The 21,652-nt window shown below is 45.6% G+C and carries 15 protein-coding genes; 6 read left to right on the top strand and 9 right to left on the bottom strand.

Translation table 11 applies throughout. The annotated features are described in order from the left end of the window. The first annotated feature begins 14 nt into the window (after nucleotides 1-14). Together AC1HDP_RS00900 and AC1HDP_RS00895 are read left to right on the top strand one after the other, a co-directional pair. Nucleotides 15-494 carry a DUF2947 domain-containing protein gene (locus tag AC1HDP_RS00900; RefSeq protein ID WP_479637294.1) on the top strand — a complete coding sequence of 160 codons (480 nt, stop codon included), beginning with the start codon at nucleotides 15-17 and terminating at the stop codon, nucleotides 492-494. Nucleotides 495-536: 42 nt separating this feature from the next. Further along, nucleotides 537-1,097 carry a chalcone isomerase family protein gene (locus AC1HDP_RS00895; protein ID WP_479637293.1) on the top strand — a complete coding sequence of 187 codons (561 nt, stop codon included), beginning with the start codon at nucleotides 537-539 and terminating at the stop codon, nucleotides 1,095-1,097. A gap of 325 nt (nucleotides 1,098-1,422) precedes the next feature. On the opposite strand, the gene AC1HDP_RS00890 is transcribed toward AC1HDP_RS00895, so the two are convergent. Both AC1HDP_RS00890 and AC1HDP_RS00885 read right to left on the bottom strand, forming a co-directional pair. Beyond that, on the bottom strand, nucleotides 1,423-2,346 hold the full coding sequence (locus tag AC1HDP_RS00890; RefSeq protein ID WP_479637292.1) for an autotransporter outer membrane beta-barrel domain-containing protein: 924 nt from the start codon (nucleotides 2,344-2,346) through the stop codon (nucleotides 1,423-1,425). 122 nt (nucleotides 2,347-2,468) lie between these two features. After that, entirely contained in the window at nucleotides 2,469-3,107 is a 639-nt protein-coding gene (locus AC1HDP_RS00885; RefSeq protein WP_479637291.1) for a TetR/AcrR family transcriptional regulator, read from the bottom strand. 124 nt (nucleotides 3,108-3,231) lie between these two features. On the opposite strand from AC1HDP_RS00885, the gene AC1HDP_RS00880 reads away from it, so the two are divergent. Continuing rightward, nucleotides 3,232-4,437 carry an efflux RND transporter periplasmic adaptor subunit gene (locus AC1HDP_RS00880; protein WP_479637290.1) on the top strand — a complete coding sequence of 402 codons (1,206 nt, stop codon included), beginning with the start codon at nucleotides 3,232-3,234 and terminating at the stop codon, nucleotides 4,435-4,437. Nucleotides 4,438-4,440: 3 nt separating this feature from the next. Beyond that, nucleotides 4,441-7,506, top strand: coding sequence for an efflux RND transporter permease subunit (locus tag AC1HDP_RS00875; protein WP_479637289.1), 3,066 nt, complete (start codon nucleotides 4,441-4,443; stop codon nucleotides 7,504-7,506). Between the two features lie 130 nt (nucleotides 7,507-7,636). On the opposite strand, the gene AC1HDP_RS00870 is transcribed toward AC1HDP_RS00875, so the two are convergent. The 5 genes from AC1HDP_RS00870 to purL all read right to left on the bottom strand — a co-directional run bounded on the left by AC1HDP_RS00870 (nucleotide 7,637) and on the right by purL (nucleotide 16,381). Then, nucleotides 7,637-7,882 carry an HP1242/YdcH family protein gene (locus AC1HDP_RS00870; protein ID WP_479637288.1) on the bottom strand — a complete coding sequence of 82 codons (246 nt, stop codon included), beginning with the start codon at nucleotides 7,880-7,882 and terminating at the stop codon, nucleotides 7,637-7,639. Between the two features lie 162 nt (nucleotides 7,883-8,044). Beyond that, complete coding sequence (gene cydX / locus AC1HDP_RS00865) at nucleotides 8,045-8,161, bottom strand: cytochrome bd-I oxidase subunit CydX (protein ID WP_479637287.1); 117 nt, start codon at nucleotides 8,159-8,161, stop codon at nucleotides 8,045-8,047. 18 nt (nucleotides 8,162-8,179) lie between these two features. Then, the gene (gene cydB, locus AC1HDP_RS00860; protein ID WP_479637286.1) at nucleotides 8,180-9,319 is read right to left on the bottom strand and encodes a cytochrome d ubiquinol oxidase subunit II; all 1,140 of its coding nucleotides are present in this window, start codon (nucleotides 9,317-9,319) and stop codon (nucleotides 8,180-8,182) included. 21 nt (nucleotides 9,320-9,340) lie between these two features. Next, nucleotides 9,341-10,906 carry a cytochrome ubiquinol oxidase subunit I gene (locus AC1HDP_RS00855; protein WP_479637285.1) on the bottom strand — a complete coding sequence of 522 codons (1,566 nt, stop codon included), beginning with the start codon at nucleotides 10,904-10,906 and terminating at the stop codon, nucleotides 9,341-9,343. A 1,593-nt stretch (nucleotides 10,907-12,499) separates the two neighbouring features. After that, nucleotides 12,500-16,381, bottom strand: a complete 3,882-nt coding sequence (gene purL / locus AC1HDP_RS00850) for a phosphoribosylformylglycinamidine synthase (protein WP_479639794.1) — start codon at nucleotides 16,379-16,381, stop codon at nucleotides 12,500-12,502. Between the two features lie 267 nt (nucleotides 16,382-16,648). Between purL and mltF the strand changes: the two genes are divergently transcribed. Further along, nucleotides 16,649-18,094 carry a membrane-bound lytic murein transglycosylase MltF gene (mltF, locus tag AC1HDP_RS00845; RefSeq protein ID WP_479639793.1) on the top strand — a complete coding sequence of 482 codons (1,446 nt, stop codon included), beginning with the start codon at nucleotides 16,649-16,651 and terminating at the stop codon, nucleotides 18,092-18,094. Between the two features lie 208 nt (nucleotides 18,095-18,302). On the opposite strand, the gene tadA is transcribed toward mltF, so the two are convergent. Continuing rightward, entirely contained in the window at nucleotides 18,303-18,827 is a 525-nt protein-coding gene (tadA, locus tag AC1HDP_RS00840) for a tRNA adenosine(34) deaminase TadA (RefSeq protein WP_479637284.1), read from the bottom strand. Between the two features lie 153 nt (nucleotides 18,828-18,980). Here tadA and AC1HDP_RS00835 point away from each other — a divergent pair, with 153 nt between their 5' ends. Continuing rightward, nucleotides 18,981-19,871, top strand: a complete 891-nt coding sequence (locus tag AC1HDP_RS00835; protein WP_479637283.1) for a diguanylate cyclase domain-containing protein — start codon at nucleotides 18,981-18,983, stop codon at nucleotides 19,869-19,871. A gap of 88 nt (nucleotides 19,872-19,959) precedes the next feature. Here the strand turns inward: AC1HDP_RS00835 and guaA are convergent, their stop codons facing one another. Beyond that, nucleotides 19,960-21,537: a glutamine-hydrolyzing GMP synthase gene (gene guaA, locus AC1HDP_RS00830; protein WP_479637282.1), complete on the bottom strand. Its 1,578-nt coding sequence runs from the start codon at nucleotides 21,535-21,537 to the stop codon at nucleotides 19,960-19,962. Nucleotides 21,538-21,652: the final 115 nt, after the last annotated feature.

Genomic DNA, 21,652 nt, shown 5'->3' with positions numbered 1-21,652 from the left:
TTTTGGAGCTTGGCTTGACTCATACTTATATCCCTTTGGATGAATACCCGCGCAAATGGATTTTTAATCACCATCAGCTACCTGTGGATGAACAGGATAAAGCTTGGATCAAACCTATGAGTCAAAAAAGTGCCATGCAGGTATGGCAGCAGTTGATTAGCACCAAAAGTGTTAGTCCTGAGTTTTTTCATAAAGAAGATTGGCCGATGAAGCCAAAAACCTTCAAGGCGACCGATGAATGGCAATCTGTGTGGGATAGTGATGATAATAGCTTGCCGTCCATGCTGGCCGAATTTATTGAATGGCCAGACGATACCTTAGTGTACTTCTGTTATGAAAAGTACCAAGTGATTGAAACTAGATGGGATGTATTCGCCCGTCACTGGAAAAACTTCCTATTTTTTGATGACAGTCCACTCTTGGTCTCGCCATCATCAAAACAAGCCGTCATGTTTGAACAAAACGGTAATTATAAGATGGGCAGCCGCAGCTAGCTCATCAACTCCCAACAAGACTCAATAATAACAGAGGCGTTTATGAAGTCCCTCCTACCCTTTACGTTAGCCGCCAGTTTACTGGCATCTCCTATGGTTAACGCTATGGAAATTGCTGGTATCAAGCTTGCTGACCAAGTGCAAGTACAGCAAAGCGAATTGCAACTCAATGGCGCCGGTGTGCGCAGTAAGTTTTTCATGGATTTGTACGTTGGCAGCTTGTATTTAAGCGCGCCGGCTCATGACTTTGCATCTGTGCTAACCCAGCCCAATGTAATGATTAATCTTGATATTACTTCAGGCTTAATCAGCTCAGACAAAATGAAAGATGCCATCACCGAAGGCTTTGACTTAGCCACAGCCAACAACACTGCGCCGCTGCAAGCGCGCATTGATGAGTTTATGGGGTTATTCAGTGAAGCTATCACTCCTGGCGACCAATTCAGTTTCTTAGTGCAACCAGGTGTTGGCGTTAGCTGCTCTAAAAATGGCACTTTGCTTGCCACTATTAAGGGCGATGATTTCAGCCACGCATTACTGGCCATTTGGTTAGGCCAAGCGCCCGCACAAAAGAGCCTAAAACAAGCTATGTTAGGAGAATAAAGTTAACTAGGCTTGGGTGAGCTCAGGTTGGGGCTCTGATGTTGAGTGAACTTAGATTCTAAACACTTAGATTCGAAACACTCCGATTCAGGGCACGCAGTTTCTCGGACAAATATGAAGCCCTAAATGAAGGCCAAACATATTAACGCCAACTTGGAACTGCCCATAATTAACCTAATTTGACTGTCACAATAGGAGCCTAATGGCTCCTATTGTTTATTATGGGGGGTAGATGAGCCAATTGCGCCCACTGAATCAGCGCATCAAAAACCATTAGGTTATCTAAACACTAAGGTTTACATCAAATACTTACACTATTGCACCATTAAAACTTCACTTCAAAGGCCAAGGCGCCGCCCGCTTGATTACTAATGTCGAGTTTGACAGCCGGAGTATTAACTTCCATTTCACCGCCAAAGTAATAGCCAAGATAAGCGTTAATATTCACTTTCGGGCTTAACTGCCAACCAGCGCGCACAAAGCCAACCCACTCATCAATTTGTAGTGTCTGCTTATTGGCATCGAGCAATAAAATACGTTGTGTTCGCCGCGAGCTCCCTACGCCAAATTGCCAATCGCTGCTGGCTTGATAACTCACTTCAAGGCCCGCTGGACCACTAAAGCCGGTTTCAAATGGGTTCGCCAATTGCCAATTTTCGGCCAATTGCCAGCGCATCGCGATATAAGGAATGGTTTGCACTTCATCAATATCATTTAAATAGGCCACACCTAGGCCCAAAATATTACCATCCTCAAAGCGATACATGGCCGAAGTCACGACGCCATAACTCATGGCCTCTGACGTACTGGCAGTATTGGCCGCGGCAAATTGCACTTTAGGGGCCAGCAAAAAAATCCAATGCTCATCCATGCGGTAACTAAGCGATAAACCTAAGTTGTAGCGATTAATGCTATTAAAACTATTAACGCTATTGGCAATGAGCGGCGCGTCGCGCATTAGTGATTGCCAGCGGTATCCTAAGCTGTCGTAGCCAATATTGGCGCCCATTGACCACTGCGGCGATAAAGGCATTTTCGCACTTAAGCCAAACTGATAAGCACTGCGTTTAAGTTGATCTTGGCCGACATCGGCTTCTTGAGTGGTAATGCTACTGACTGAAAAAGTAAAAGGGCTATATTTTGGCCCATTGGCCCATGCTGCGGGAGCCAGCAGGCTTGCGGCTGTCATACCGAGTAACAAGAATCGCGCTGGCATTATTCTTGTTTGATGAGGTCGCGCAAAAATCATTGTTCCCGTCCTATGTTGGGGCATAAATCCCTCAGTCTTAATTCAAAGCTGTTACTCAACAACTATTACTCAGAATACATGTTCAAGATTAACAGTAAGTGACTCTGAGCATTTACATGGCACTACTTTGGCCCGTGCTCATATGCTCGCAAAAACATAGTAGCGGTTTCATGAATATATTGCTGCCTTTGCTCGGCACTATCGCTAATAGTTAATCCCAATTCCATCTGCATTTTTTGTTCGCCAAATAGCATTAAACACAAGCGCACCGCGGCATGATGACAATTACCAAAGTGATAGCGGCCATGCAATTCAACTTGCTGTAAATAGTGACTTAGTAAGCCGACGATATGCTTAGGCCCAGCCTCATAAAACAGCGCTGAAATTTCAGGATGACTGTCAGATTGCGCCACGCAAGCTTTAAAGACGGCAACGGCTTCTGGGCTAATAATCATGGCAGCAAAGGCGTGGCAAAAATCATAAAGGGATGATTCAACTTGCTTAGGATCTTTAAGCAAATCACCGGTTAGCTGATGGATAGCGCACTTAGCACCAATGGCGGCCACAAACAATTCATCTTTACTGCCAAAGTGGGCATAGACAGTTTGCTTTGAAACATCAGCCTGTTTAGCCACTTGGTTCATGCTGGTTTGGCTAAAACCATTAACACAAAACAGCGTCATAGCAGCATCTAAGATTTGCTGCCGCTTAGTATCGCTGCGATTGAGATGATGTGTGTGAGCCTGATTGCTAAGTTCCATGAACAACCTATACGAATACACAATTAACACTGTTTTTTAACAAAATAGACTAGACAGTCCAGTCTTGTCAAACTAGACTTGCAAGTCTAATTAACTAATTTGCAACATCTATGGTGCCGCCATCATGTCAAACATTCAGCCAAGAGTGAAAGCGCTATCCATAAGCATCAAATCTTCACTGGCCCTATTGGCAAGCTTGAGCTTAAGTGCCTGTTTGCTTGGCTGCCAACCTGAGGTAATAGCCGACACTATTAAACCTGCGGTACCTGTTACTAGCGAAGTGCTTACCCAAGTGTCAGGCTACGAGCAGCAACAGCAATATACAGGCACAGTGCGCGCCGCCAACACCACTGACATAGGCTTTGAGCAACAGGGGAAAATTGAACTACTCAGTGTGGATAGCGGTGATAGCGTGAAACGTCATCAAGTGCTCGCGCGCCTTGATACCCGCGTATTGCAAGCCATGGAGCGCGAATTACAAGCGGCGCTCGCGCAAAACCAAATTGATATCGACTTAGCCAAGCGCACCGTCTCGCGCTCCAATCAATTAAAAAACTCACAATACATTGCTGAGCAGCAATTTGATGAATTGCAAAGCCGCGTTGATAAGTTACTCGCCAATCAACGCCAGCAAACCGCCAACTTACAGCGCATTCAATTGCAGCTGGAAAAGTCAGTATTAACCGCGCCTTTTGATGGTGTGGTGGCGCAAAAATTTGCCAATCTTGGCGAAGTCGTCAATCAAGGCAACGCCATTTTCACCTTAATTGGTCAAAAACAGCCGACCGCTTATATCGGCGTGCCAAGCCAAGTATCATCTAAATTAACTGTCGGCCAAATCTTGCCACTCACAGTGGGCGAACAGCATTTTGCTGGCGTGCTGGCGGGCATTAGCGGCGAGCTTAATCCCATTAGCCGCACGGTTGAACTAAGAATTACCTTGCCCCAAGATGCCACTGTCTATAATGGCGAGCTTGCCTATCTCATCTCTGTTTCTTGGACAGCAACCCCAGGGTTTTGGGTGCCCATTGGCGCGCTCACCGATGGTATTCGTGGGCGCTGGAATATTTTAGCCTTAGTGCAACCAAAGCCTGCACCGACAGAAACTGAGTTAGAGCAAACACAGCCACAACCACAATTACAGCCAAATGTCGCAACGGCGCCCACCAACTATTGGCTGATTGAACGACGTGATGTCCATATTTTATATAGTCATAACGACAAGGCTTATATCACAGGGGCAATAACGGCTGGCGAGCAAATTGTGACGGCAGGGCAACATAAGTTAGTCAGCGGTCAAGCCGTCACGCCTTCGCGCGTCAAGGGGTAAGCCATGGTTAATACGCTGATTAATAATGGCAGGCTTACTAGTCTTATCATAGCCATATTGATAGTGGCAGGTCTTGGCGCCTTAGTTAGCTTACCGCGCATGGAAGACCCACATATCACTAACCGCTTTGCCTCAGTGATCACTCACTATCCTGGTGCTTCTGCCGAGCGCGTTGAAGTGCTAGTCACTGAAATTATTGAAACTCAGTTACGGCGAGTGAAGGAAATTAAACTCATCCAATCGACCTCGCGCCCAGGCATTTCTGTCATTCAACTTGAACTTAAAGATACAGTCACAGATACCGATCCCGTGTGGTCAAGGGCGCGAGACTTATTAGCCGATACCGCCGCTAGACTGCCGACCGACGCAGGACATGCCATTCTTAACGATCAGTTTGGTTACGCCAACACTGTGATTTTTGGCTTAAGCTGGCAAGGCGACACGGCCAGTGACGACAGTATTGCCATAGTCACCCGCTACGCTAAAGAGCTAGAACACAGACTACGCTTAGTTTCGGGTACGGATTTTGTAAGCCTTTATGGCGACCCGAAAGAAGAGATTTTAGTCGAGCTTAATGGCAGTCAACTTAACCGCTTAGGTTTAACCCCTGGGGCTGTTGCCACTATTTTGCAGCGCGCAGACTCTAAAATTGCCGCCGGTGAAATTAATAACCTGCATTTTCGCGCCTTGATTGAAGTGTCTGGCGAACTTGACTCAGTCACCCGCATCTCGCAAGTGCCGTTAAAAATCACCGACGATGGCCAAGTGATTCGACTTAACGATGTTGCTAACATTAATCGCGCCCTGAAAACCCCGCTCAATGATCTAGCCTTGCTAGAAGGTGAAAGCGGCGTAATGATAGGCGCGCGTATGCTAAATAATACTCGGGTTGATCATTGGTTAGATGCAGTGCGCGCCACTGTGACTGATTTTGAACAAGCACTGCCTGCCAATATCAAGGTCAATTGGTTATTTGAGCAAGGCAGCTATACCAACATACGTTTGGGCGATTTAGTCATTAGCTTGATTCAAGGTTTCTTTTTGATTTTACTGGTATTACTGCTCACCCTAGGTTTAAGAAATGCCTTAATTGTGGCCGTGTCTTTGCCATTAACTGTACTGTTTACACTAGTCTGTATGCAGCTAGTCTCCCTGCCCATACATCAAATGTCGGTGACAGGATTGGTGGTAGCCCTTGGCATTATGGTCGACAATGCCATAGTGATAGTTGATGCGATTGCGCAGCGCCGGCGCGAAGGCCAAAGCGCGATTGATGCTGTTCGCAATACCTTAAAGCACTTATGGGTACCATTAGCAGGCTCCACTATTACCACTATGCTGGCTTTTGCACCGATAGTCTTAATGCCTGGGGCCGCAGGCGAGTTTGTCGGCGGCATAGCCATTACTGTTATTGTGTCACTGCTTGGCTCTTATATTATCTCCCACACCTTAATCGCTGGACTTGCCGGCCGCTTTGGCAGTAAAGAGCAGCAAACCGCTTGGTATCAACAAGGCCTAGAGATGCCAAGGGTAAGACAAGCTTTCCATAAAAGTTTAGCCATAGCATTGCAGCGGCCGATAGCCTCAGCGCTCATTATTGGGTTATTGCCACTCTCAGGCATTTTCGCCGCGGGCAAAATGACGGAGCAATTTTTCCCGCCATCCGATCGCGACATGTTTCAAATTGAGATCTATTTTCCATCCCATCATAGCGTCGCCGCCAGTGCTAACGAAATTATGACTATGGATAAGGAGCTTCGCAGCAACCCAGATATTATGCGGATAGATTGGATGGTCGGCGGTAATACCCCCTCTTTTTATTACAACTTGACCCAAAGGCAAAACGGCGCGGCGAATTACGCCCAGGCCATGGTGAAAGTTGAGAGCGGAGAAGTGGCCAATCGCTTAATCCCTATGCTGCAACAGCAGTTAGATGCTAACTACCCCAATGCCATGGTATTAGTGCGAACTCTGGAGCAAGGCCCTCCCTTTAATGCCCCCATAGAAGTCAGGATTTATGGACCCAATTTAGATACCCTCAATACCCTTGGCGAGGACATTCGCCAAATTTTGGCCAAGCATCCACAAGTATTGCAAAGCCGCGGCACCCTAAGCGCTGGCACGCCTAAATTGTGGTTAGATATCAATGAAGATGCGAGTTTACTCAGTGGGCTCGACTTAACGGCCATAGCCAATCAAATTCAAATGGCAACCACAGGCGTGATTGGTGGCAGTGTGTTAGAAACCACGGAATCTTTGCCGGTAAGAGTGCGGCTTGATCAACTTACCCGCAGTGATGAGCGCGCCTTAATGGATGTCAATTTAACCTCGGTAAATGGCACCAATATTCCACTGAGCGCCTTAGCCACTATGGAGATAGAATTAAGTCGCGGCGCCATTACCAGACGTGATGGTCATCGCCTTAACACCATAGAAGCTTATATTGTCAGCGGCGTGCTACCTGCCAAGGTGCTGCAAGATATTATCCCTGCTATTAATCAATTATCTATCCCAAGCGAATATAGGTTCGAAATAGGCGGTGAAAGCGCCAAACGCAATGAAGCGGTAGGCAATTTAATGTCGAGTCTAGTGTTAGTACTCACTGCCTTATTAGCGACCTTAATACTCTCTTTTAACTCATACCGTATGGCGTTGATTATCCTGTTAAGTGCGGCGCAATCGGCAGGTTTAGGGCTGCTATGCGTCTATGTGTTTGGTTACCCTTTTGGCTTTACTGTCATTGTAGCGCTATTAGGGCTCATGGGGCTTGCCATTAACGCGGCGATTATCATATTGGCAGAGCTGCAAGAAATCGCGCCACATGAGCTAACTCGCAGCAAGATTATTGAGGCCGTGAGTAGCTGTGGTCGCCATATAGCGTCCACCACTATATCAACAGTGGGTGGCTTTTTGCCGTTAATCTTTGCAGGTGGTGGCTTCTGGCCGCCCTTTGCCATCGCCATTGCTGGCGGCACTTTACTGACCTCCTTAATTTCACTGATTTGGGTGCCTGTGATTTACTCGCTATGGGTTAAACCTAAAACACAAACTCAGCCAGCATTGGCCTAATTAAAAGGGACTCACCTAATTGAACGCAACTAGCCTAATAACGCCAATGGGAATGGCTTAAAAGACGCAGGGATAACGCTAGCAAGTAAATCATTCACCATAAAAAAGGGCCCGTTTGGGCCCTTGTTAGTTAACCCACTTTAGAGTGCAAGATGCCATAAAGCTCATCTTTTAACGCCACACGTTCGGATTTTAATTTCAGAAAGTACGCATCTGAGGTCGGTATATTAGCAAGTTCTAGGCTGCGGATTTTATGATCTAACGTATTGTATTGCCTTGTTAGCTCAGCAAATCCTGCAAGGCTCTGTTTCAGATCATCGATTAATGCTTGGTACTGCGGGAATTCAAGATTTAGCGCATGGCTCTCACCTAACATAACTCACTCCTCTACTAACCTACTGTGGTTTGACTAATACTCACTATGCCATTGCCTCGGCACGCCTGAATTAGCCTAGCAGTTACCCCGCTAAAGGCAATAATCATAACATCCAGATAATAAAAAACCCGCACTAGGCGGGTTTTTAGCAGTCACTCTGACTTAGCTATTGTCGTCGCTATTGCGATCCATATTCTCTGTATTCTCAAGCCATAATGCGTTGATAATACCGAAAGAACATGCCAACAAAATGCCGAGTATCCAAGTAAAATACCACATAGTTTCGCTATCCTTTTATCAATACAAAGACGTTGAGTTATCTTCGATGTGCTTGCGGCTTAAGCGGCCATACATCTTGATGTAAGTCCACACAGTGTAACCCAGTACAATCGGTACGAAGATAATCGCAGCAAATGTCATCACAGTTAAGGTCATTTGCGATGCGGTAGAATCCCACATGGTCAAGCTTATGTTCGGATCCAGTGATGATGGCATCAAGAATGGGAACATAGCCGCGCCACAAGTTAAGATAACCGCAGCAATCGCCACTGAACTGAACAAGAAGGCAAAACCACTACGGTTCAGGCGGCTAACAATTAATACCAATAATGGCATCAGCATACCTAACGCAGGGAACAGCATAGTGATTGGGTACTTGTCATAGTTAGCTAACCAAGCGCCAGCAGCAATAACGACTGTCTTCTTGGTAGGATCTGATGCTGCGACAGTATCAATCACAGACGTGATGACATAACCGTCAATACCATTAGCTAACCAGAAACCGGCCGCGCCAAACAGCACGAACAAGGCAATAGCAGCTAACTGAGCCGCTTTCGCAGCACGAGCACGCAATTCGCCTTCGGTCTTCATTTGTAACCAAGTGGCGCCTTGCATCATAAACATGCTAACGCTAACTAAGCCGGCTAATATTCCAAATGGATTCAGCAGACCAAAGATGTTGCCATGGTAATAAGCACGTAAGAATTGGTCGAACTCAAAAGGTACGCCCTGTAACAAGTTACCAAAGGCCACACCTATGATCAGCGGCGGTACAAAACCACCCACAAACAAGGCCCAATCCCATGACTTACGCCATCTTGGATCTTCAATCTTTGAACGATAGTCAAAACCAACTGGACGCAAGTATAAAGCAAACAACACTATCATCATTGCCAGATAAAAACCTGAGAACGATACCGCGTATACTGTTGGCCAAGCAGCGAATAATGCACCCGCGCCTGTGATTAACCAAACTTGGTTACCATCCCAATGCGGCGCAATGGTGTTAATCATAATACGGCGCTCAGTGTCGTCTTTACCTATGATAGGTAATAACGCACCCACACCCATATCAAATCCGTCTGTGACGGCGAAGCCGATGAGCAGCACGCCCACCAAAGCCCACCACACAAATCTCAATAGTTCATAATCAAACATCGTGATTTCCTTATAGATCCGTTACGATTTCGTAGGAGCTAATTGTTCAAAGTGATAACGACCAGTTTTCATGCTGCTTGGGCCAAGACGAGCAAACTTCAACATTAAGAACACTTCAATCACCAGTAATACGGTATAGAAGATGGTAATGGTGATGATACTGATCCAGATATCACTAAGGTTCAGGCTTGAGGCCGACATAAAGGTTGGTAACACCTCAGAGATGGTCCAAGGTTGACGACCGTATTCAGCCACAAACCAACCACACTCAATCGCAATCCAAGGTAATGGCAAGCTGAATAATGCAGCCTTAAGTACCCACTTGTTCTCTTCGATACGGTGACGCGTGCTCTGCCAGAAGGCGGCGATGAAGACGAACAACATGATAAAGCCTAAGCCCACCATGACACGGAAAGACCAGAAAATCGGAGCAACTTTCGGGATTGACGACTTAGCAGCAGCAATAATCTGCTCTTCAGTCGCATCGATAATCTTGGCAGTGTACGGCTTAAGTAACATGGCATAGCCAAGGTCATTTTTACCGGCTTCAAACGCAGCACGCACTTCAGGAGTTTCGTTGCCACTACGTAATTGCTCTAACGCTGCATATGCAGGAATACCGTTACGAATACGCACTTCGTGATCTTTGATAAGATCGCGAATACCAGTCACCTGGGTATCTAAAGAACGAGTCGCAATAATCCCCATCACATAAGGGATTTTAATGGCGTAATCGGTTTCCATGGTTTCTTGATTAGGAATACCAACCACAGTAAAGGCAGCAGGAGCAGGCTCTGTGTGCCATTCAGCTTCCATAGCAGCAAGCTTAACGCGCTGAACTTCGCCAGTTTCGTAACCAGATTCATCACCCAGTACAATCACAGACAGAATTGACGCTAAACCAAAGCTTGCAGCAATTGCAAATGAACGACGCGCAAAAGGTAAGTCACGCTTTTTCAGAATGTAGTAAGCACTGATGGACAGAACAAACATAGCGCCAGCAACATAACCAGACGCCACGGTATGAACAAATTTAACCTGGGCTACCGGGTTAAACAGCACATCAGCGAAACTGGTCATTTCCATACGCATGGTTTCGTAGTTGAACGTTGAACCCACTGGGTTTTGCATCCAACCGTTAGCTACCAAGATCCACAAGGCTGACAAGTTACTGCCAAGGGCCACTAACCAAGTCACGGCTAAATGTTGACGCTTGCTGAAACGATCCCAACCGAAGAAGAACATACCCACGAAGGTCGATTCTAAGAAGAACGCCATCAAGCCTTCAATCGCGAGTGGAGCGCCGAAAATATCACCCACGTAATGCGAATAGTAAGACCAGTTAGTACCAAACTGGAATTCCATCGCTAAACCTGTAGTAACACCTAAAGCAAAGTTAATACCGAATAACTTACCCCAAAATTTAGTCATGTCCTTATAAATCTGTTTATCTGTCATCACATACAGTGATTCCATGATAGCCAGCAAAAAGGCTAAGCCTAAAGTCAAAGGTACAAACAGGAAGTGATACATAGCTGTTAGCGCGAACTGTAAGCGCGATAGCTCTACAACCTCTTCAACAATCATTTGCGTCTCCTTACTTGGCGAATGTTACTTATATGTAATCAATGCCGTACGTAAGTATTAAAGTCAGAATTTAGTCAGAGTTCACAAATTAATCCCATCTGGAAAACAACCTGACAGATTCAAGTTGCCTCGCACATGGTACCAATTAGCGACCACAAACCACCCAAAATGTCCTTTGCGAATGCTTAAGCTTTTTTCCCTCGATAACGAGAAGTTTACTCACTTAAAGCAGATATAGATCACGATTTCAAACACTTATGAGACATCCATACCTTCAGAAGTGCCAGCGCAAAAGTTTTTTATCTATTATTTCAATCACTTAACTTAAGCAACCAAAACAAAATTATACCGATTTTATACCACTGAAGTTTGATGCATATCAATCAAAACCCAGTGTTATCAACTGTTTTTGCGAAGCGACACACACTTCCCTTAGCACCAAAATTGACAAACTTAGCAATATGAGATAGGCAAGCTTAAAAAGGGGGTGGGGAATATCGATTTCAACGATTACACCCTAAATACAGTGTGAACCATCCATAAATACAAAAATACATATGTTTGCAACAATTGCGATAAAGGTAAATTAGGGGATGTCTCTATACCAATTAACACTACCCCTTTAAATACATAAGCTTACACTTAAAAAACATTCGCTAAATAAACTTAAGTTAATAATTGGATTAGTTTTACTAATGCTAAAGTGGATTTTTTCTCGTTTGAACACTCAGTGAGCAAAGATTACTATATGCCCTGTGTTAAGGAGACGCTCAAGCACTACCTAAGTATAAGTGCTAATGGCTTATTCCGCGCACAATGACCCTAAACTGTGTGGAGAAAATGTCATGACTAAATTATTTGAGCGTTTCATCAATAGCTATAAGCGTGTTTTCGTAGAACTTTATACCGCTAGAGAGCTTTAATCTGGGTTGTTAAACCATTCAAGATTTTGTGTTGTTAGCGCAGCAGTAGCCCTAAGGTGAAGTGTTCACCTTAGGGCTTTTTCATTAATTTGCTACAAGATTGTTACTAAAGCTCATGCGACTAACTCATTAAAACCGCATTAAACCACGCACTTTTGAGTCGCCACAGTACAATAAACCTACCAAACGGTGCTAAATAGCCCCAAAAAATCTAGTTCAAACCCAACCCCTTGCAGTGCTACATTCAAACACCTATCGCCACAACCGCCTTTATAACTGCCTGCTGCAATTAATGATTCATCAAGCAGTACCAATTTTTTGGCAGCAAACTCAGGTTGGTTAGCCTAATAACCCAGTGTGACAGTCGCGACCCTTAGACATTAATACTCAATTATAGGTAAAAACCATCAAGCTTTCGCAACCTATAGTCCTAAGTGAAAAAGACGGCAATGTAGTGCGATAACTATTGAAATAAAGTTATGCGATTAAAAAAACATATAAACTCAGCAAATATCACTGTAAACATAGCTAACAAGCTGAAATATAAAACTATCACTACATACTTTCGTCTCGATTGCTGGCAAAAAACCAATAAAAAAGTGAGCCGCTAAGCTCACTTTTTGTTCACGCCATTCATTGCTAAATAAATCGATGACTTTAGTCTAAGTTTTTAGCCAATGTTTACCCGCGCATTTCTAAACATGCGCATCCAAGGGCTATCTTCACCCCATTGCTGCGGATGCCATGAGTTGGCCACGGTTCTAAACACACGCTCAGGATGCGGCATCAAAATGGTCACGCGGCCATCTTGGGTCGTCATACCGGTAATGCCATTGACTGAACCATTTGGATTAAGTGGATAACGCTCAGTCACTTGACCTGTGCCATCCACATAACGCAGCGCGACTGTATTACTGGCTTCAGCAGCAAGTAACGCAGCATTTGATGCAAACTCCACTTGGCCTTCACCGTGAGATACGGCAATTGGCATCCGCGAATGAGTCATACCATTGAAGAACAACGATGGACTAGGCTGCACCTCAACTAAGGCAACACGCGCTTCAAAACGCTCTGAGCGGTTACGCACAAATCTTGGCCAATGCTTGGCACCAGGAATGATATCTTTAATGTTAGATAACATCTGACAACCATTACAGATACCTAAGGCAAAGCTATCGTTACGCGCAAAGAACTGACTAAATTGCTCACGGGCACGATCATTGAATAAAATCGATTTAGCCCAGCCTTCGCCTGCCCCTAATACGTCGCCGTAAGAGAAACCGCCGCAAGCCACCAGCCCTTGATAATCACTCAGTGCAATACGGCCACTAAGCACGTCTGACATATGTATGTCATGGCTCTCAAAGCCTGCGCGATCAAAGGCCGCTGCCATTTCAAGCTGCGAGTTCACGCCTTGCTCGCGCAAAATCGCCATCTTAGGCGCTACGCCCTTGATGATATAAGGCGCCGCTACGTCTTGCTTAGGATCAAAGCGTAAATCCACAGTTAAACCAGGATTGCTCGAATCTTGACGCAATTCATGCTCTTGCTTGGCGCACTCAGGATTATCACGCAATTGCTGCATTCTAAAACTGGTTTCAGACCAAGCGCCGCGCAGCGCATAAATCGATTGCTCAAACACGCACTCATTGGCGGTGTTAATCACTAACTTGGCATCTGAGTTAAGTACAGCAACTACTGACACATCAAGACCTTGCGCTTGATACTGCGCCATAATAGCGTCGGCATCAGTGCGTTTGACTTGAATACAAGCGCCTAATTCTTCATTAAATAAAGCAGGGAGAAGCTCGCCGCCTAATACGCCCGCGTCAATTGTCACGCCGGTGTTACCAGCAAACGCCATCTCACATAAGGTAGTGAAAATACCGCCGTCACTACGATCGTGATAAGCCAGCAATCGCCCTTGCTTAAGTAAGGCTTGGGTAACATCAAAGCTTGAGCGCAGTAAACTTGCGCAATCAAGATCTGGCGCTGTATCACCCAGCTCACCATAAACTTGCGCTAAACACGAGCCGCCTAAACGCTGCTGCCCTTTAGCTAAATCAACCAATAAGATGACAGTATCCCCTGCATCGGCTGTAAGCTCAGGCGTTAAGGTTAAGCGGATATCATCAACCACACCAAAGGCGGTGATCACTAACGACATAGGTGAGGTCACGGCTTTTTTCTCACCGTTTTCTTGCCATGCAGTGCGCATTGACATTGAGTCTTTACCTACAGGAATGGTTAATTCCAGCTGTGGACATAGCTCTTCTCCTATGGCTTTAACCGCTTCATACAAGCCCGCATCTTCACCTGGGTGACCTGCCGCTGACATCCAGTTCGCCGACAATTTAATGCGTTTAAGCGCGCCGATATCCGCAGCACTAATGTTCATAATGGCCTCTGCCACCGCCATACGCGCTGAGGCGCCAAAATCTAACAGTGCAAGCGGCGTGCGCTCCCCCATAGACATAGCTTCACCATGGTAGCTATCAAAGCTTGCCGCAGTGACGGCGCAATCGGCGACCGGCACTTGCCATGGACCGACCATTTGGTCGCGATTGACTAAACCTGTCACACTTCTATCACCAATAGTGATTAAGAAGGTCTTATCGGCCACCGTCGGTAAGCTCAACACCCGAGTAACAGCGTCAGTTAATTCGATGCTTGTGGTATCTAAGGCTGGAGATACAGCTTTGGCCGTCTCGGCCTGACGGCTCATTTTAGGCGCTTTGCCTAATAAGACTTCAAGTGGCAAATCAATGGGCTGATTATCAAAGTGCTTATCATTAAGCACTAAGTCTTGCTTAAGCGTAGCTTCACCTACTACAGCAAATGGCGCACGTTCACGCTCGCAAATGGCAGTAAAGGTTGCTAAATGTTCAGGTGCCACCGACATGACATAACGTTCTTGCGATTCATTACACCAAATTTCTAATGGGCTCATACCAAGCTCATCATTTAGCACTTTACGTAGTTCAAACTGAGCGCCGCGGCCACCATCATTCACCAGCTCTGGTAAGGCATTAGATAAACCGCCGGCGCCAACATCGTGGATAAATTGAATTGGATTAGCTGCGCCTAACTGCCAGCATCTGTCGATAACTTCCTGACAGCGGCGCTCCATTTCTGGGTTTTCGCGCTGCACTGAAGCAAAATCTAAATCTTCGTGGGACTGACCAGAGGCCATAGACGAGGCTGCGCCGCCGCCAAGACCAATATTCATGGCTGGGCCCCCTAACACAATCAGCTTAGCGCCAACCGTGATCTCGCCTTTTTGTACATGCTCTTCACGAATATTACCTAAACCGCCCGCGAGCATTATAGGTTTATGATAACCGCGCACTTCAACACCATTATGGCTGCTGACTTCCTGCTCATAAGTGCGGAAATAGCCAAGCAGTGCTGGACGCCCAAATTCATTATTAAAGGCCGCGCCGCCTAATGGACCATCAAGCATGATTTCAAGGGGAGTAACGATTCTATCTGGCTTGCCATAAGCTTGTTCCCACGGCTGCGCAAAGCCTGGAATATTAAGGTTAGACACGCTAAAGCCAGTTAACCCCGCTTTTGGCTTAGAGCCGCGCCCTGTTGCGCCTTCATCGCGAATTTCACCGCCTGAACCTGTAGCCGCGCCAGGATATGGACTAATGGCTGTCGGGTGGTTATGAGTCTCAACCTTCATCAACACATGAATCGGCTCAACATGATAACGATACACGCCGTCACTATCAGGGAAGAAACGTCCAGCCACAGAACCTGTCATCACCGCGGCGTTATCTTTATAAGCCGATAACACATGCTCAGGGTGAGTTTCAAAGGTGTTTTTAATCATTTTAAATAATGATTTTGGCTGCGCGACACCATCAATCGTCCAATCAGCGTTGAAGATTTTATGGCGGCAATGCTCTGAGTTTGCTTGGGCAAACATCATTAATTCAATATCGTGCGGATTGCGACCTAAACGTAGGAAGTTTTCGACTAAATAATCAATTTCATCTTCGGCTAACGCAAGTCCCATCTGCTGATTGGCATGCACTAACGCATCGCGGCCATCGGCATGAATATCAACACTTTGATAAGGGGCTGGGCTCGCTTGCATAAACAAGCTTTGTGCTTGGCTAAACTTGGCTAACACCACTTCCATCATGCGGTCGTGTAATAAGCTCTTGATTGCCTGCAATTGCAGCGCAGTCACATCGTCCATTACCACATAATAAGCAATACCGCGCTCTAAACGCACAACTTGAGACAAGCCGCAATTATGAGCAATATCAGTTGCTTTTGAAGACCAAGGAGATATGGTGCCTGGACGAGGAGTGACGAATAACAGTTGCCCTTCTGGGGCATGGGGGGCGATGGCTGGGCCGTAAGTTAGGAGTTGAGCGAGTCGCTGTTGGGTTTCATTATCGAGTGGCGAACTGACGTCGGCCAAGTGAATGTATTCTGCATAAATCTGACGTACTGGAAGCTGTGCTTGTTGGCAGGCTTCCATCAGCTTCTGCACCCGAAACTCTGATAAAGCTGGGGCTCCGCGGATGATCTCCATCACTTCTATTCACCTTTATTAATATTTGATTGTAGGGTCAAAGGAGGCGCTATTATAAGGAAATAGGCCGCATAAATCATTAGCCTAGAGCGGACAAACGCCCCTAACTTGTGTTATAAACCCTGCCCTTGGCAGAAAACTATTTCCTGCAATTAAAACATTCCGAAAAACTATAGTCCAAAGCCCAGAAATGGCTGAATTGTCGAGAAATAACATCCAAATTTGCTTTTTATTTTTGCTGGCGCATTATTAACCATGATGAAAAACCTGCTTACATGGACCCTGCCATTATTGGTGTTAGTATGCCTTAGTGCCTGCCAACCGATAGTGGAAATTGAACCCCTAGAGTCACCATCTGAAGAGCTCAAGAGCCTAAAGGTGGGGACTGTCTATGGCCGTCAAATTTATATGAACAATGGCCAAGAAATCACAGGGTTTGATTATGAAATGGCAACTATGTTTGCCGACTACCTACAAATCCCGCTCGATATGCAGCCTTACAGTAATCTCGAAGCCCTTTACACAGCACTCAATAATAAAGAAATCGATATTATTGCGGCCAGCATGACAGATACTCAGTTACGTCGGCTTAATTACCGCATAAGCCCGCCCTTGTACCAAGTGGATCAAGTACTGGTATATCGTCAAGGTGAAAAGAATATCGATAGCATAGCGAATATTAACGGCAAATTGACTGTGCTTTCAGATTCCGCCTATGTTGAAACCTTATTGGAGATGCAAAAAGAAAATCCTAAACTCAGTTGGCAAACCACCAATGAGCAAGACATTGATGAATTGCTGCAGATGATTGCGGATAAGACCATTGATTACACCATAGCGGACAGTAGCGCCCTGCAAATTAATCGCCGTTTTTTACCTGAACTGCGCGCAGGCCCAACACTGCAAACCGGTCAAAACATAGTCTGGTTACTCCGCCCTAAAGGCAGTGACGCTTTAATGGCAAAACTGTTAGGCTTTTGGGATCAAGAGCAAAGCAACGGCACCTTAGCCCGCTTGCAAGAACGTTATTTTGGCCATGTAGAGCGCTTTGATTATGTCGATACGCGCGCTTTTATCCGCGCCGTTGAAAACAGGCTGCCAGTCTATCGTCCATTATTTGAAAAATACGCCGATGCCTTAGATTGGCGCAAATTAGCCGCTACCGCGTATCAAGAATCTCACTGGGATCCTAGAGCGCGTTCCCCAACAGGCGTACGCGGCATGATGATGCTCACACTCCCCACCGCCAAGCAAATGGGTATCGAAAACCGTCTCGATGCAGAGCAAAGCATTCAAGGCGGCGCTAAGTACTTATTGGATATTCTAAATCGACTGCCGAGCACCATACCTGAAGATCAACGCATGTGGTTTGCACTCGCGTCATACAATATCGGCATGGGACATGTAGAAGATGCGCGTAAGCTTACCGAGTCTATGGGCAAAAACCCCAATGCTTGGACAGATGTCAAACAAGTGCTGCCCTTGCTACAAAAGCGCCAATATTATAGTAAAACCCGCTACGGTTATGCTCGGGGTAATGAAGCGGCGCATTATGTTGATAATATTCGCCGTTATTATGACACCTTGATTTGGCTTGATAATCAGCAAAACCAAAAGCTCGAACAGCAAGCGCAAGCTGACTTCAATGACTTAGAAGCGCCCTTACCTTTATTGCCAAGTGCAGAGGAAGAAATTATTCTGCCAGTGAATTAATGTCGTCAGCTACCCATGCGCTAGCGCTAGCTGTAACTCTCTTGATATTGCTATCAGGGCTAACACTTGCTAGTGTTAGCCCGTTGAGCTTAGACATTAAGGTAAAATATGAAACGTAGATCAATAAATAATGCTTCAGCTCGTCGCCGTACCCTGCGAAAATCGAGACAGCAACGCATTTTACATCGTCATAATCAGTTTTTTAATTTCATTCAGACTCAGGATTAATACTTTTCAATTTCAATAATTGTTCGGCTTTTTTCTCACGTCGACGCCGCTGAAAAAACGCACTCACTTGGGCGCTACACTCAGCGGCAAGTACACCTGATGCCACTTCCAACTGATGATTAAACGGGCTATGTTGCACTAAGTTAACTTGGCTGCCAGCCGCGCCGGTTTTAAGATCGTGAGCCCCAAAGACTAAACGAGCTATCCTGGCATGCACCATAGCGCCAGCGCACATAGAACAAGGCTCTAACGTCACATACAAGGTAGTATCAGGTAAGCGGTAGTTATCTAGCACCTGCCCCGCCGCGCGCAAACATTGAATTTCCGCATGAGCCGAGGCATCGTTTAAGGTAATGCTGAGGTTGTAACCGCTAGCAATGAGCTGATCGTCTCTTACCAAAACCGCACCCACAGGCACTTCTCCACGCAGTTCTGCCCGCTTAGCTATCTCGATTGCCAAACGCATCCATTTTTTATCTTGTTGATCTTGAAGAGTGATATTCATGATTCTTGGTATCTATTCGCCATAACTTCAGTATATCGCGTTTTCAATACTTGCCTAAAGCTTTGCTTAGCCTAAGAAGGTGAGTACTCATTAACAAGCATCTACACTTAAAAACAGGCCACTTGGGGCTAATGTCTGTTTAGGAAACTTGTTATGTGGGCATCGTGGCCAATAGCGTTAGTGTTAATCACTATTATCGATGTGGCGCTACTGGCTGCGACCACGGAATTGGCGCCATGGCAAAATGTCGATGGCGGAAGTCATAGCCTAACTATTCTGTGCTTACTGATAAGTTTAACTGTGTGGTTTGGCTTATTGCTGCAAGCCAAAAAGTTAAGTGTTTATCCGCACATTTATTCCAGTTTTACCTTAGGCGCATCTGGCCTTTATATAGCTAATCTCTTGTATTTACTTGATAATGTCTTTGTTATTAGCCTAGCATATCTTAATTTTTTTCCACTCGTATTCGCTATGCTTGGCGGCATTACCTTAAGTCAGGGCTGTTACCGTTTAATTCAATCTATGCAAGTGCAGGGGCAGCTCATTGGCAAAATGAGTCAGCAAGATTTACATAGTAAAGTCAGTCAACACGCCAAGCTCTATCAAACCCGTAAATCATTAACATCTGCACCATCGTCAACCTCAATCAGCAAAGTCGCCATCCTGCTGATTGCCATAGATAAATTCGATAGCATTGAAAAAGAGCTCGGCATCAATGCGGCGCAATTTGTGCAATTAAGCTTATCGCAAATAGTGACTGAAAATATTAGGCAGCAAGACTGGCTATCGCCGCTGGAACCTGGCTGGTTATTGGTGTATTTACCCAATATGGCGCTAACGGACGTTAACCTTAAGGCGCAACATTTGCGCTTATTAGTCACAGATGAATTCATTCATTTTAGCGGCCAACCGCTGCGTATTACGTTGAGCATTGCTTATGGCGAGATAGCAGAGCAAGCACTAGCAGATGTGGTGACGGCAGCTAAATCGCAAATCCTGAGCGATTGCGCGCAAGGCAATAAAGTCGTACCAATAAGCTTGTGAACATAAAATCGTGGCCATAAAAAAGGAAGCCTAAGGCTTCCTTTTTAGTTTTAGCGTTGATAGCGATTAAGCATTCTCAGGCTTGGGATTATTCCCATTCAATAGTTGCAGGCGGCTTACCAGAAATATCGTAAACCACGCGCGAAATACCATTCACTTCATTAATGATGCGATTTGATACTCGGCCTAAGAAGTCATAAGGAAGATGTGCCCAATGCGCTGTCATAAAGTCAATGGTTTCAACGGCGCGCAGTGACACTACCCAATCATACTTACGACCATCGCCCATCACGCCCACTGAGCGTACTGGCAGGAACACAGTAAAGGCTTGACTCACCTTGTTGTACAAATCAGCGTTGTGCAATTCTTCAATGAAAATAGCATCGGCGCGGCGCAGTAAATCACAGTATTCTTTTTTCACTTCGCCAAGAACGCGCACACCTAAGCCTGGGCCTGGGAATGGGTGACGGAACAGCATGTCGTATGGCAGGCCCAGTTCCAGACCGATTTTGCGTACTTCATCTTTAAACAATTCGCGCAGAGGTTCTACTAAGCCCATTTCCATATCAGCAGGTAAACCACCCACGTTATGGTGCGACTTAATCACATGGGCTTTACCTGTGGCGCTGCCAGCAGATTCAATCACATCTGGATAAATAGTGCCTTGCGCTAACCATTTAGCATTGGCGCATTTTGAGGCTTCTTCATCAAAGATTTCAACAAATACGCGGCCAATGATCTTACGCTTAGCTTCTGGATCGTTTTCGCCCGCTAATGCATCAAGAAAACGCATTTCTGCGTCAACATGCACTATGTTGAGGCCAAAATGATCGCCAAACATATCCATTACTTGCTTTGCTTCATTGAGGCGTAATAAGCCGTTATCAACAAATACACAGGTAAGCTTTGAACCGATAGCGCGGTGCAGCAGCATAGCCGTCACAGATGAATCTACGCCGCCTGATAAACCTAAAATAACTTCATCATCGCCGATTTGCTCTTTTAAGCGCGCAACGGCATCTTCAATGATAGAGGCAGGTTTCCACACGGCTTCACAACCACAAATTGATAGTGTGAATTGCTCAAGCATTCTCAATCCTTGACGGGTATGAGTGACTTCTGGGTGGAATTGCACGCCATAAAAACGCTTTTCTTCGTTAGCCATGGCCGCAAATGGACAGGTCTGAGTCTTAGCAACTTGCACGAATCCTGCTGGGATTTCAGCCACTTTATCGCCATGACTCATCCACACGTCTAACAGAGAATTACCTGAATCACTGATGCCATCTTCAATATTAGCAAACAGTTTACAGTCACTTAGCATTTCTACCTGAGCATAACCGAATTCACCTTCACCTACGCCTTGTATAACCTTGCCGCCTAACTGCTCTGACATGGTTTGCATGCCATAGCAAATACCTAAAACAGGTACGCCAGCATTGAACACATATTCAGGCGCTCGTGGTGAATTGGCTTCAGTCACACTTTCAGGACCACCGGCTAAGATAATGCCGCTTGGCGCAAATTCACGAATTTGCGCTTCAGTCACATCCCAAGCCCACAATTCACAATACACGCCAATTTCACGTACACGACGGGCAATCAGCTGAGTGTACTGAGAACCGAAATCTAAGATCAAAATCTTGTGCTGATGAATATCAGTCATGGTCTACCTTCAATAATTGGTTTCGCTCTTTAGCAGAGCCAAATACGAGTTAACTACAGGATTAAATACTGTGCTTAATTTGCTTACGTAAATTGTGCTTGAAAAAAGGGCGACC

Source organism: Shewanella sp. ISS20, from assembly GCF_056522965.1.
Note: the sequence above shows the minus strand (reverse complement) of the source record. Positions and strands in the feature narration are given on the sequence as shown.

Excerpts from the sequence above, each read along its gene's own strand:
- AC1HDP_RS00855 (WP_479637285.1), bottom strand. The coding sequence starts at position 10,906 with ATGATTGTTGAAGAGGTTGTAGAGCTATCGCGCTTACAGTTCGCGCTA.
- cydX (WP_479637287.1), bottom strand. The coding sequence starts at position 8,161 with ATGTGGTATTTTACTTGGATACTCGGCATTTTGTTGGCATGTTCTTTC.
- purL (WP_479639794.1), bottom strand. The coding sequence starts at position 16,381 with ATGGAGATCATCCGCGGAGCCCCAGCTTTATCAGAGTTTCGGGTGCAG.
- AC1HDP_RS00870 (WP_479637288.1), bottom strand. The coding sequence starts at position 7,882 with ATGTTAGGTGAGAGCCATGCGCTAAATCTTGAATTCCCGCAGTACCAA.
- AC1HDP_RS00880 (WP_479637290.1), top strand. The coding sequence starts at position 3,232 with ATGTCAAACATTCAGCCAAGAGTGAAAGCGCTATCCATAAGCATCAAA.
- tadA (WP_479637284.1), bottom strand. The coding sequence starts at position 18,827 with ATGAATATCACTCTTCAAGATCAACAAGATAAAAAATGGATGCGTTTG.
- AC1HDP_RS00890 (WP_479637292.1), bottom strand. The coding sequence starts at position 2,346 with ATGATTTTTGCGCGACCTCATCAAACAAGAATAATGCCAGCGCGATTC.
- cydB (WP_479637286.1), bottom strand. The coding sequence starts at position 9,319 with ATGTTTGATTATGAACTATTGAGATTTGTGTGGTGGGCTTTGGTGGGC.
- AC1HDP_RS00835 (WP_479637283.1), top strand. The coding sequence starts at position 18,981 with ATGTGGGCATCGTGGCCAATAGCGTTAGTGTTAATCACTATTATCGAT.
- AC1HDP_RS00895 (WP_479637293.1), top strand. The coding sequence starts at position 537 with ATGAAGTCCCTCCTACCCTTTACGTTAGCCGCCAGTTTACTGGCATCT.
- guaA (WP_479637282.1), bottom strand. The coding sequence starts at position 21,537 with ATGACTGATATTCATCAGCACAAGATTTTGATCTTAGATTTCGGTTCT.
- AC1HDP_RS00875 (WP_479637289.1), top strand. The coding sequence starts at position 4,441 with ATGGTTAATACGCTGATTAATAATGGCAGGCTTACTAGTCTTATCATA.
- AC1HDP_RS00885 (WP_479637291.1), bottom strand. The coding sequence starts at position 3,107 with ATGGAACTTAGCAATCAGGCTCACACACATCATCTCAATCGCAGCGAT.